Source organism: Clostridium pabulibutyricum (assembly GCF_058242705.1).
The window spans coordinates 253,479-265,674 of record NZ_JBZAYZ010000002.1; the positions used below are offsets into that span (position 1 = coordinate 253,479).

Genomic DNA, 12,196 nt, shown 5'->3' on the forward strand with positions numbered 1-12,196 from the left:
ATTTTTTCACATCTTTAATGACAATATTACCTATTAATTAATTTATTTTTATCATATTCTGATATTTTGATTGTTTTCAGCAAATTTCACAACGAGTACATTCCTCGTTGTAAGTTTATTTGTAATGTAGTAAACTTTATATGATATTCTATTTTATAATATATAGAAGAGAAGGAGCAATCACATGAAAAAAGGCGACAAAATAGTGATGTTAATTATGATATTACTTGTGATCATAAGCTTGGCCGGAGTACTTATATATAAAAAACATGTATCCGGGACAAAAAAAATAGCAGTTATAAAACAAAATTCAAAAGTAATAAGAACCATCGACTTGAATAAAGTTAACAATACTGAAACTTTCACAGTAAAATACAACAAAATTCATTTTAACAAAATTGAAATCCAGCATGGAAAAATACGCATATTGGATGCAGATTGTCCCGACAAAATATGTGTAAAGACCGGATGGATATCAAATCCAGGCCAGAATATCGCCTGCCTTCCCCACAAACTTATAATAGCAATCGAAGGTAATGACGACAATATTGACAGTATTACACAGTAAAGGATAGGAATGTTGTTATGTACAATGATAAAATAAAAAAATTAGTTCTTCTGAGCTTTATGACAGGCATAGCACTTGTCATATATATAGTAGAGGCACAGATTCCCGTTATATTCCCAGGCATAAAGCTTGGTCTTGCAAACATTGTTTCACTGTCCGCCCTTATTATTCTCGGATGGAAGGAAGCCCTCGTAATAATGTTCTTAAGAACACTTCTCGGTTCAATGTTCGGCGGAAGCATGTCTGCATTTATTTTCAGCATATCCGGCGGAATATTGAGTAATATAATAATGATTTTATTATATAAATATTTGAAAAACTCGATAAGCATTTTTGCAGTTAGCATATGCGGAGCTGTATTCCACAACATAGGACAACTTTTAGCCGCTTCATTTATAATACAAGACTTCAGAATATATGTATATCTTCCCATACTCCTTGTATCCGCTATAATTACAGGATACTTTATAGGGATCTGTACAAACTATCTTACTTTGCATCTCAAAAAAATACCAACATTTAAAAACATGTTTTGACATATTTAAAAGCCGCCGTCGTAATTTTTTACGACGGCGGCTTCATATTCATACCGAGTCAGCTGTTTGCTGCAGCTTCCTGCTTGCTTTTCTCATGATCATTTAGATCTTTCAATATATACTTGATTGCACCAGTTGGACATTTTGTCAAACACTTTTCTTCCGAGCATTCGTTTATACAAATATGCGGATCAACAACTGCAACATTATTTTCCACTTTTATTGCATTATGATCACAGTTTCTGGCACACATACCACATCCAAGACATCCAACTTTACAGTTCTTGCGCACTTTGGCACCTTTGTCTTTGGAATTACATTCTATTTCAATCTTTGCACCTAAAGGTATAAGTGAAATTACGCTCTTAGGACACACGCTTTCACATTTTCCACATCCCGTACAAATATCTATATCTACCACAGGTATTCCATTTTTGCCCATCATCATGGCACCAAACGGACAATTTTTTACACAAGTTCCAAAACCTATACATCCATATTCACAGGATTTTGGACCTCCCTGAAGAAGATTTGCAGCAGCACAGTCTTTAACTCCTACATAATCATATTTTCTAGATGCATTTTCATGAGTTCCCTGACACATAATATGTGCCACCTTAGTTTCAAGTTTTTCTGCAGTTTTTCCAGTTAATTTTGCAACAGCTTCAGCTACAGCAGCCTTTCCCGGTACACACAAATTAGGAGCAACATCCTTGTCCAAAACAACAGCTTCAGCATATGCACGACATCCTGCATATCCACAACCTCCACATTGTCCTTTTGGGAGTTCTTCTTCTACAAGATCTATAAGTGGATTTGATTCTATTGCAAATCTTTTATTTGCATAGCCGAGTATAACTCCAAATATCAAACCCGTAATAGTCATTACAACCAAAGTCATAATTGCTATAGTTAACATTTAAAAGTCTCCTTTCTAAAAATCCTATGATACAGCTATCATTCCCGAGAATCCAAGAAATGCAAGTGCCAGCATTCCAGCTAATATAAATGCAATTCCAAGTCCCTCAAGAGGTTTAGGAACATCTGCAAGTCTAAGTTTTTCTCTGAGACTTGACATCAAAATTATAGCCAAAGCAAATCCCATACCTCCACCAATAGCATTAACCACACTCATCAAAAATGAGTAATTTGAATCTACATTCAAAAGAGGAACTGAAAGTACTATACAGTTAGTCGCAATAAGAAGCAGATAAATTCCCCACATATTATAAAGTGCCGGTGCCTGTTTCTTTATTATCATTTCAAGCAGCTGTACAAAACTTGCTATAAGCAGTACAAACACTACTGTCGTCAAAAACGTCAAATGGAAAGGGATAAGCACAAAATGATATATAAGCCATGCAAATATGGAACTCAAGGTCAAAACTGAAGTAACAGCCATACCCATACCAATAGATGCATTTAAATTCTTTGAAACTCCAAAGAATATACATAATCCCAAAAACCTAGTCAAAACAAAGTTGTTTATAAGTACAGAACTTATAAATAATGTAAGATACGCCATTACATTTCACCTCTACTCATTTTTAACTTTTCCTGATGCTGATTATAAACTTTTACTATGGCCACAAGATATCCTATAAGTATAAAGCCTCCCGGTGGGAGTATCATTATAAGTGCCGGATCATACCAAGAACCAAGAACTTTAAGTCCAAATATCGAACCCATTCCAAAGAGTTCACGTACTATTCCTATAACTACAAGTGCAATACAAAATCCAGTTCCCATTCCAAGTCCATCAAGGAAGGAAGGTATTACTGAATTCTTGGAAGCAAACACTTCTGCTCTTGCAAGTATTATAGCGAAAACAACTACTAGTGCAAGATATATTCCAAGCTTTTTATAAAGTATTGGTGCAAAAGCTTCAAGTATCAACTCAACCATTGTAACTATAGTTGCTATGGATGTTATATATACAGGTACACGTACCTTTGGATTTACAAGATTTCTTACTATTGAAACTACAGTGTTGTTTGCAGTTATGACAAACATTACAGAAAGCCCCATTGTAAGCGCCGTAGCTGCCTCACCTGTTACTGCAAGTGCAGGACAAAGACTCAGTGCAAGTACAAAGATAGGGTTTTCCAAGATTATACCCTTGCTAAATATACCCCACAGTTCCCTGCCGCTATATTTTTTAACACTATTACTCATATTACTTACCTCCTGTATACTTTGTAACTTCATCAACTGCCTGCTTTATCCCCTTTGTAACAGCCCTTGACGTTATTGTAGCACCCGTCATAGCCTGAATATCATCTTTATCAGACTTGTCCTTCGTGACTGTTAAGTTTTTAGAAGCTTTTCCTTTAAACTGACCTCTAAAAGAATCCTCGGATGCATTTGCACCAAGTCCTGGTGTTTCATTATGGGATACAATGTTAAAATCTATAACTTTTCCATCAGGAGTTACTGCAACGAGCATTGTTATTGCTCCACCATATCCTTTGCTATCTGCCGGTACTACATAAGCAATGGTTTTGCTTCCTTTTTCAGCCGCATACCATTCACTTTTTCCACTAACAGCTTTAAAATTATCTGCACCTTTTACAAGTTCCTTCATGGAATCATTCTTTAACTGTACTTGCTTTTTTGCCGCAACTGGTGCAGTAAAATAGTATGTAGCTGCAATTACAATTCCAGATATAAAACAGGCACATGCCAAATTCCTGGCAATACTGAAAATAGAATATTTATCCTTTGCCATAAAACTACCTCCCTGCCTCTTCACCAAATTTTTTCGGTTTTACTATACGATCGATAAGTGGTGTAGCAGCATTCATAAGAAGTATAGAATAACAAACTCCTTCTGGATAGCCACCTTTTAATCTTATAAGTGTTGTAATAAGTCCAGCACCTATTGCAAAAATAATTTGACCTTTTACCGTTATAGGTACTGTTACCATATCCGTTGCCATAAAAAAGGCTCCAATTATAAGTCCGCCTGCCATCATATGGAATATAGGATCTCCTGTAAATGCGCCATTTGGTCCGAAAACCCATGTAAGTATTCCAACTGTTGCAACCATTACAACTGGAATCTGCCAGTTTATATAATGCTTGTATATAAGATAAATTCCTCCAATAATAAGAAGTATTGTTGAAGTTTCACCTATACATCCATTTCTATTTCCTAAAAATAGTGCCTTATAAAGATTTCCTTGTCCACCAAAAGTCTGTATAAGTTTTGAATATCCATCAAGCTTTAATATACTAAGCGGAGTTGCCGAAGAAACTACATTGGCACTTGTAGTCATTGTACTCCATGCTGTCATTGCTGCAGGCCATGAAGCCATAAGTGCAGCTCTTCCTACATGTGCTGGATTGAATATATTATACCCAAGTCCACCCATTGAATGTTTTGCTATCGCTATAGCAATAAAAGAACCTATTGCTATCATATACGGCGGCATTTGAGGAGATACTGACATTGCAAGTAAAAGTCCTGTTAAAAATGCACTTCCATCTTTTATAGTTACTGGTTTATGTCTTATTTTTTGTACAAAAACTTCGGATAACACAGCAGCAATTATACTTGTTACAATTATTTCAAATGCTGGTAATCCAAAATGATAAATACCAAATATAGCTGCAGGAGCAAGAGCTATATTTACACTCCACATTATTTTTGATATAGATTCATTACATCGTACATGCGGCGATGTAGAAACAGTAAGAATTTGTTTTTTAGCTAATTCTGTCTCTGCCATTTTTTCACAACCTTTCTTCCATTCTTCCATCATTTTGCAGCTTTTGCTTCAGCCGCATTTTTAGCTTTACAATATTTTATATACTGTACAATATTTCTCTTAGCCGGACATGTATATACGCAACTGCCGCATTCTACACAATCAAGAAGATTATAATCTTCTTTTGCTTCCCTGTACAAGTCATTTTGTCCAAGTATACTCAACATGCTTGGATTGAGTCCCATAGGACACGCATTTATACAGCGTCCACATCTTATACATGGAGATTCTGTTCCATAGTTTATGTCTTCTTTTGTAAGAACAAGTATTCCGGATGTACCTTTTATTATAGGTATGTCCAAATTTGACTGGGCAGCTCCCATCATAGGTCCTCCCATTATAATCTTTGCAGGATCTTCTGAAAATCCTCCACAAAGTTTTATAACGTCTTCAAATTTTGTACCTATTCTTATGAGAAGGTTTTTAGGTTCCTTTATAGCTCCCCCTGTTACAGTTGTTATCCTCTGAATCAAAGGAATTCCTCTTTCAACCGCATCACTTATTGCTATAAGTGTTCCTACATTTTGAACTACAACTCCAACATCAACTGGAAGTCCACCTGATGGAACTTCTCGTCCTGTAATAACTTTTATGAGAGTTTTTTCTGCTCCCTGTGGATATTTTGTAGGAAGTGCAGCTACTTGAACATCAGTTCCTGAAAATGCTTTTTTCATGCTCTCTATGGCATCAGGTTTGTTGTCCTCAATTCCCACATAACTTTTTTTAGGCTTTAGAAGCTTCATTACTATTTTCATGCCGCTTACTATTTTGTCCTCATACTCAAGCATTGCCCTATGGTCAGCTGTAAGATAAGGTTCGCATTCAGCCGCGTTTACAATAAACGTATCCACTGTTTTACCCTTTGGAGGAGATAGCTTGACATGTGTAGGGAATGTAGCTCCTCCCATTCCAACAATTCCGCTTTCCTTTATTATGTCTAAAATTTGCTGTTCGCTCATGTCTTCAAATTTGCGAACAACCGGAATACCTTCCATCCACTCGTCTTTTCCATCATTTTGTATGACTATTGTACTGCACATTCCAAAACCCGGATGTGGATACATTCCTATATCTACAACTTCCCCGGAAATTGATGAATGAATATTGCTGGATACAAATCCTCCACTTTTCGCAATCAGCTGTCCTTTCTTTACTAAATCTCCCTTTTCTACAACAGGAGAAGCTGGAGCTCCTATATGCTGTCTTACAGGTATAAATACCTTTTCTGGTATAGGTGCCATCTCAATAGATTTACCTGCTGTATATTGTTTGCTTCCATCAGGGTGAACTCCACCTTTAAAACTCTTTATCACTCATAACACCTCTTTCAATAAATTTTGTTACAGGAAAATTTCCTGTAACAAAATAATAATTATTTATATTGAATTATAGAATTAAAATATTTTAATATTTCTATAATAAAATATTTTCAATTTAAAACAAAAATGCAGCAAATTATATAATACTTTTAATCACCGGTTTTATATTATCATTCTTGCTTGCGGATTTGTCAAACATTTTTACATACAAAAGTGAAAGAGCAAATAATACGATACCAAATATAATCTGAAATACCTTTATATTTCCACCCACGCTTTTTCCAATAAAAGTTCCTGCAAGTACACCAACAAAAATCGCAATAAGCGGAAGAATATAAACAACAAAAGCAGCCTTTAGCATATTTGTCTCCTCTATTTCAAACTTAACATGTTGTCCAAGTTTAGCTCCAACTGGATTCATTGCATCTACTACAGATGCAGCAGAACCAGGGCATGCTCCACAATTGTCACAGTCACCATGATTGCTAGTCCTAACTTTTGCCATACCACCATTTACTTCAATTACGATACCCGAAGTTTCATTTTTCATTTATATCACCTCCATAAATATTTCTTCGTCATTTTTAAGTGACAATTTATAACTGTGCTTTATTATATATAATTATATCACAAATTAATTAATTGTCATGCTGTATTATTAACCTTTTTAATCCTGTACCAGTTATTTTGTTAATAAAATATTGCCAAATATAATTAATATACAAGTTTCCATTTAAATTCTAATTTTTCCTTGAAAACAATGTCATATATTTACATGCAATAGGTGTAAATTAACATTAATACTATTGTTCATAGCTATTATATGCTTTATTGAAAATTTTGGCGTGTTTTCTAGCATATATTATGAAAACGAGTCACACATTTGCAGTCTGCAATCAACACAGTATATTATATATTATGCAAATTAATCTAATGTTCAATATGCGTAAACTCTGTACTATATTGAATTATTATCTGTTATATCACGTTGCAGTATCATAAAACTGCTTGTCTTAATTATCTTCAAAAGCTATAATTATAGAAAATAACTATTTTTCAAGGTGGATGTCATGAATAAATCCGAAAAAATATTTTTAAGAGATACATGTATATATTGTATAAAAAACTACAGCATACTCAACAGCTCCCCAATTATATCTTCTTTGATATACCAAATTTGTAAAATGTCAAACATCGATTGTATGCCTGTTCGTGGAATAGTTAAAATACGCATAAATCAAAATATCACCAGAACCTTTGCACATTGTTTCAATGTAGGGGATGGTATTATAATAGATGCCAGCATTTATGAATACGCAATCATGCACAAACAGATATCAGATTCAATTCCCTTTTATGTAGTTGAAAATATCCCCTGCAGCATAGAATATATTGTTGAAAGTGAACTTCCCCGAAATCATCAATTTAATTTTCCAGATACATTTTTAAAAAATATAATTAAAAATATAAAGTCTGCAAAAAAACTGTCATTATATAAATTCAACATGATAGATGATTCTAAAAAAAGCAATCTCTTTTTTTGCAGACAAAATTTCAATACATAATATATATCAAAATGGTAATTTCATAAATATACTTAATTTCAGCTTGTTTCCCGCTTTAAGATAATTACTATATATCTTCATTCCATCTTTATATATGCATATCTTTCCAATTTTATCACCTTTGTTTATATCATATCTTATTTTTCGAGGTTTTATAATTTTTGATGTGTATTTACTTGAACTATCTACAGGTATTATTACATCCTCCGAGTACTTTAGCTTTAACTTTTTTTTGCCCACATTGACTTCAAGTGCCGTATCATCCTTCGAAAAAATCTTCTTGAATTCATATTTTTTATTGACATAATCATATATTTTTTTTGTCTCATTCCATCTTCCCGGACAGTTAAGTACGATTATTATTATCTCATTTCCCTTTAAATTCATTGAACTTACAAGACATTTTCCTGCATTACCAGTATATCCTGTTTTTACTCCGCTTGCTCCAGCAATTTCCCATAGGATTTTATTTATATTTCGATAGCTTCTTGTAAATCCATTTGTTTTATTATCTATACATTTTGAACTTACGATATAATTGAATACTTTATTTGACTTTGCCACACTGGTAATTACAGCAAGATCATATGCAGTCGTATAATGCTCTTCTTTATCAAGTCCGTGCGGAGTTTCAAAATGTGTATTCAAAACACCTATTTCAGCTGCATATTCATTCATAAGCTTAACAAACTCTTCAACGCTTCCACTTATACCTTCAGCTATTGCTATGGCCGCATCATTTCCCGACCTCATCATAAGGCCGCACAAAAGTTCTTTTAGTTTTATCTCTTCACCTTTTTTATACCCGACTGTAGATCCCCTTATTTCCGCAGCTCTTTTGGATATCTTTACTTTTCTATCAAGTTTTCCATATTTTAATGCTACAAGAGAGGTCATTATTTTAGTGGTACTTGCCATAGGCACCAGTTCATAAGCATTCTTTTGATAAAGTACAACTTTCGATTTCCTATCCACAGCAACTGCACATCTGGCATTTATATAAGGACAGTCCTTATTGTCATTGTGTGCTTCAACACTTGAAGTACATATATTAAACGCAAATAGAAAAACAATAAAATATACGATATATTTTTTTAATCTTCTGTCCATGTTTTTGCCTCCAGATATCAATTTTTTATTTTTCTATAGTATTTTTTACTTAAATACTTAAATTACCCTAAGAATTAATGGCATCAAAGTATATAAATTTATATTTAGGGCATAATTACCATGTACAAATTAACTTGAAGGAGGAACTGATTGCTGTTAATATCCGCCCTCTGTAATCAGAACTAAAATGATTATTTTATTTACTGCAATAATAATTTTTATATTTATCCCCCTGCCAATAAAAATTCATGCAAAATATTTTGATAAAAAACTTCGCATGTTTTTTTTTAACATAGACATATTAAATAAAATTACATCAAATAGAGAAGTCTTCAATCTTGATAAAAGATCTCAAAGAAGCTCTCTTACCCGTACACTAAAAAAATTCACAAGACTAACACAACTTATTACAAACATAAAGCCCAAATCAAAAATTGATATATTTGCAGATATACGCTATGGGACTTGCGACGCAGCTTATACTGCCATATTGTATGGTTTTATAAATTCCCTATTTCCATTTTTATTTCAAATTATTTTAAAAATCTTCAAACTTGGAAGACACAATATAAATATAACTCCCGACTTTAACAGAGCTTACTTAGAAATGGAGATAAATTGCATAATTCATATAAGTTTTGCAAAACTTATTTATGTGATTATATTAATAACCACACATGAATCAAAGTTCCGAAACTTTAAAAATTAATATAAAGGAAGTGATTTTGATGGATGGTCATCCTATAGAAAATTTATTAAAAAGCACCATGGAAAATCTAAAGGAAATGATAGATGTAAACACTATAGTTGGAGATGCAATAGAATCAAAAGATGGTTCTCTAATAGTTCCAATTTCTAAAGTTTCCTTTGGATTTGCATCAGGTGGAAGTGAATTTAATTCAAAAAACACTGACGGTTCAAAAGCAAATTATCCCTTCGGTGGAGGTTCCGGAGCTGGAGTTACTGTAAAACCCGTTGCTTTTTTAGTTACAAAAGGGGATTCTTTAAGGCTTATGTCTCTAAATCAGCATAATACTTATGATAAAATAGTTGATTCTGTACCTCAAATAATGGAATTTATAAAAGAAATGCATTGCAATAAACACAAGTGCAATGAAAGTGACTTTGAATCTGACAACAAATCTTCCGATATTTAAAAAAATTCTGGACTATAAAAGGATTTAATACGGGATCAACCCTATTAAATCCTTTTGCTTTCAATAATTTACCCTTACAAGCCAGAATTTTATATTTTTATCATTCCACCCAAGATCCCAGGGAACTTTGTCTCTGTCTGTATTATGGCATGTTACGAGTGGATAACCTTTTGAATCAATTCCAGTAACTACGGAAATGTGTGTAACGTCTCCTTTTTTTTCATAAGCAACAAAGTCTCCCGGCAATAATTTAAAAGAACTTTTATAGACTTTTTCATACCCACCGTGGGATATTACACTTCCTCTTCCGCTGTATATCATATAATCTTTAAAACCATCTGCGTTGAGCCATGGCCTGGTAGCTCCTTTTCTATCATAACTCCACGATGAATTCTTTTTAAATTTTCCGCCTTCAAAAAGTATTTGAGATGCAAAATTTGCACAATCTCCACCCTGATAATTATAATTTCTGTATTTTTTATTATATCTGTATCCATATTTTTCTTCACTTGAAAGTCCACAATACATTTCCGCATACTCTACTGCAGATTTTCTTCTTGAATTCATAGAAGAGAGATCCTCTGCTTTTTGTGAAAGTATATATTCCTTTATATATCCAACTTTAAGCCTGTTGATTTTGAGTGAATCAGCAAACGGATCTTTATACCATTCTTTTGTTATAATCCAATTTCCATTTAAATTTTTAACATTGAGTACATGAGATGTACCTATTCTAAACACATTAATATCTTTTTTATTATCAATATAATTATATCTATACTGTGTACAGCAATTTAAATTTACCGAAAGATTACCATCACTTTTTTTCCTTATTCTTTTTATCTTCACTTTGGGAACTATATCTATAAATTTTATGCCCTGTTTTTCCTCCCAATTTGAGATATACTTCATTTTGGTTTCTTCATATTGATATGCCCATCTTCCATACTTTGTTCCTTTGTCATATATGTTATCTACAAGTTTTAGATTACCTTCAAGTATTGCTTTGTTTCTGTCAGTAAAAATTTTTTCAACGGCCTTTTCTACATGAACCTCATCAAAAGAATCAGAAGCAAAAACCGGGAAATTGAGTATATTTAAAACAACCAAAAAAATTATAATTAAATTCAAAAAGAATATATTGGTTTTTCCTAGAATAGATTTCATAGTAATAATCCCTGCCTAAATAAATTTATTTTTAATCGCAGATGTATTATTCCCAATTAAAAAACACTTCACCCTGTAAATTGTATCCAGATAATTTATTTATCTTTTCCACATACGATTTTACTTTGTAATTGTCCATAGGAACATTTTTGTACCACTTTCCATCGTTATTCGAAGATTTTCCAAAGTATTTTGATTTCAATATTATTTCAGGTCTGTATTCAAAATGTAAAATATCAAAGTGGTTCCATTTTCCACCCCACACAAAATTATTCTTTTCAAATATCTTCACAAGCTCTTTAGGATAACTTTTTATTCTCATACTCCCTTCGGATTTTTGAACCCATTTCCAATAATCCCTTTTATCTCTTGCAAGATCTATTGCTATACCGAATGAATGCGGGCTCCTAAGACCTGTTCCCGATATATTCCTGTAGTTAAATGTTCCACTGCTCGGGAAAAGACATTCACCTATTCGAGGCTCCTTTTTAGATGCGGACATCGCTTCCCTTACGGCATTTTCAAGAGACTTTGATGCATTGTTGTTGCCATTAAATTGAAACCTTTTATATCCCAGGTTTGCCATTTTCAAATTTTTTTCTACACTGTTTTTAGACCCTCCATATACCTCTTCAAGAATTGGATATACACGTATCCTTCCAGGATCGCAGCCTTCATCCATAACTTCTTCTATAGAATCCAAAGGATATATTTGTTCCATCATATCCTGTACATCAGGCTCTAAAAATTTTTGCTGTGAATTTTTTTGTCTTTTATCATCATAAATTATCTTTCTACCTGATTTCATAACAATATAAATATTGCCGTCTTCTCCTGAGGCAACATCTTTTACATATTCCGGATATGCCATCATTATACATAATATATCCCTCTTCATATTTGTATCATATTGTTTTATACTTTCTGCTGAAACACCTTGCGAAAAAAGCAAAATAAAAGAAAGTACAAGTACTACCTTTTTCATGAGCAAATCACCCCATTAA

15 protein-coding genes are annotated in these 12,196 nt (G+C 33.1%); 5 read left to right on the forward strand and 10 right to left on the reverse strand.

Annotated elements, in window-relative coordinates:
• The first annotated feature begins 184 nt into the window (after positions 1 to 184).
• Entirely contained in the window at positions 185 to 568 is a 384-nt protein-coding gene (locus tag AC4CVH_RS04535) for a NusG domain II-containing protein (protein ID WP_490786549.1), read from the forward strand.
• A 17-nt stretch (positions 569 to 585) separates the two neighbouring features.
• Positions 586 to 1,104: a Gx transporter family protein gene (locus tag AC4CVH_RS04540; RefSeq protein WP_490786550.1), complete on the forward strand. Its 519-nt coding sequence runs from the start codon at positions 586 to 588 to the stop codon at positions 1,102 to 1,104.
• Positions 1,105 to 1,162: 58 nt separating this feature from the next.
• On the opposite strand, the gene rnfB is transcribed toward AC4CVH_RS04540, so the two are convergent.
• The 7 genes from rnfB to AC4CVH_RS04575 form a co-directional block, all read right to left on the reverse strand.
• Positions 1,163 to 2,023, reverse strand: coding sequence for an RnfABCDGE type electron transport complex subunit B (rnfB, locus tag AC4CVH_RS04545; protein WP_490786551.1), 861 nt, complete (start codon positions 2,021 to 2,023; stop codon positions 1,163 to 1,165).
• A 24-nt stretch (positions 2,024 to 2,047) separates the two neighbouring features.
• A complete protein-coding gene (locus AC4CVH_RS04550; protein ID WP_490786552.1) occupies positions 2,048 to 2,629 on the reverse strand; it encodes an electron transport complex protein RnfA in 582 nt (193 codons plus the stop codon).
• The gene (gene rsxE / locus AC4CVH_RS04555; RefSeq protein ID WP_490786553.1) at positions 2,629 to 3,279 is read right to left on the reverse strand and encodes an electron transport complex subunit RsxE; all 651 of its coding nucleotides are present in this window, start codon (positions 3,277 to 3,279) and stop codon (positions 2,629 to 2,631) included. Before rsxE ends, AC4CVH_RS04550 begins: the two co-directional genes overlap by 1 nt.
• Before the next feature lies 1 nt (position 3,280).
• Positions 3,281 to 3,832, reverse strand: a complete 552-nt coding sequence (locus AC4CVH_RS04560; protein ID WP_490786554.1) for an RnfABCDGE type electron transport complex subunit G — start codon at positions 3,830 to 3,832, stop codon at positions 3,281 to 3,283.
• Positions 3,833 to 3,836: 4 nt separating this feature from the next.
• Positions 3,837 to 4,835, reverse strand: a complete 999-nt coding sequence (locus AC4CVH_RS04565) for an RnfABCDGE type electron transport complex subunit D (protein WP_490786555.1) — start codon at positions 4,833 to 4,835, stop codon at positions 3,837 to 3,839.
• A gap of 29 nt (positions 4,836 to 4,864) precedes the next feature.
• Positions 4,865 to 6,187: an electron transport complex subunit RsxC gene (gene rsxC, locus AC4CVH_RS04570; protein WP_490786556.1), complete on the reverse strand. Its 1,323-nt coding sequence runs from the start codon at positions 6,185 to 6,187 to the stop codon at positions 4,865 to 4,867.
• A gap of 142 nt (positions 6,188 to 6,329) precedes the next feature.
• A complete protein-coding gene (locus tag AC4CVH_RS04575) occupies positions 6,330 to 6,743 on the reverse strand; it encodes a SoxR reducing system RseC family protein (protein WP_490786557.1) in 414 nt (137 codons plus the stop codon).
• Between the two features lie 520 nt (positions 6,744 to 7,263).
• Here AC4CVH_RS04575 and AC4CVH_RS04580 point away from each other — a divergent pair.
• Entirely contained in the window at positions 7,264 to 7,758 is a 495-nt protein-coding gene (locus AC4CVH_RS04580; RefSeq protein ID WP_490786558.1) for a hypothetical protein, read from the forward strand.
• Between the two features lie 6 nt (positions 7,759 to 7,764).
• Here the strand turns inward: AC4CVH_RS04580 and AC4CVH_RS04585 are convergent, their stop codons facing one another.
• Positions 7,765 to 8,868: a D-alanyl-D-alanine carboxypeptidase family protein gene (locus AC4CVH_RS04585; RefSeq protein WP_490786559.1), complete on the reverse strand. Its 1,104-nt coding sequence runs from the start codon at positions 8,866 to 8,868 to the stop codon at positions 7,765 to 7,767.
• A 277-nt stretch (positions 8,869 to 9,145) separates the two neighbouring features.
• Here AC4CVH_RS04585 and AC4CVH_RS04590 point away from each other — a divergent pair, with 277 nt between their 5' ends.
• Positions 9,146 to 9,577, forward strand: coding sequence for a DUF2953 domain-containing protein (locus AC4CVH_RS04590; protein ID WP_490786673.1), 432 nt, complete (start codon positions 9,146 to 9,148; stop codon positions 9,575 to 9,577).
• Positions 9,578 to 9,596: 19 nt separating this feature from the next.
• Positions 9,597 to 10,025: a GerW family sporulation protein gene (gene ytfJ, locus AC4CVH_RS04595; RefSeq protein WP_490786560.1), complete on the forward strand. Its 429-nt coding sequence runs from the start codon at positions 9,597 to 9,599 to the stop codon at positions 10,023 to 10,025.
• A 60-nt stretch (positions 10,026 to 10,085) separates the two neighbouring features.
• On the opposite strand, the gene AC4CVH_RS04600 is transcribed toward ytfJ, so the two are convergent.
• Positions 10,086 to 11,192: an amidase domain-containing protein gene (locus tag AC4CVH_RS04600; protein ID WP_490786561.1), complete on the reverse strand. Its 1,107-nt coding sequence runs from the start codon at positions 11,190 to 11,192 to the stop codon at positions 10,086 to 10,088.
• A gap of 46 nt (positions 11,193 to 11,238) precedes the next feature.
• Positions 11,239 to 12,177: a M15 family metallopeptidase gene (locus tag AC4CVH_RS04605; protein ID WP_490786562.1), complete on the reverse strand. Its 939-nt coding sequence runs from the start codon at positions 12,175 to 12,177 to the stop codon at positions 11,239 to 11,241.
• Positions 12,178 to 12,196: the final 19 nt, after the last annotated feature.